Annotated in this window: 1 pseudogene; it reads right to left on the reverse strand. The window is 72.2% G+C overall.

Annotated elements, in window-relative coordinates:
- Positions 1–198 (reverse strand): annotated as a pseudogene (locus F0L46_RS23840) (nicotinic acid mononucleotide adenylyltransferase); the annotation flags it as partial.
- Between the last annotated feature and the right edge of the window lie 14 nt (positions 199–212).

The raw sequence follows: 212 nt of genomic DNA on the forward strand, positions 1-212 counted from the left end.
CACGCGCGCCTCGAGGGAGGGCAGGCCGCTCGTGTCTTTGAGCGGGTTCCGTGGGGTGCCGATCCACCAGGCCCAGTCGAGATGCAGCCGCCGCATGGCGAGCAGCGTCGCATGCCGATGCCCCGCATGGGCCGGGTTGAACGACCCGCCGAACAGGCCGATGCGCAAGCCGGGGCGATGAGGCGGCAGGGGGATCACGGCCTCCTCTCCCC

It is taken from the genome of Salinarimonas soli, assembly GCF_008386575.1.
Lineage (GTDB): Bacteria > Pseudomonadota > Alphaproteobacteria > Rhizobiales > Beijerinckiaceae > Salinarimonas_A > Salinarimonas_A soli.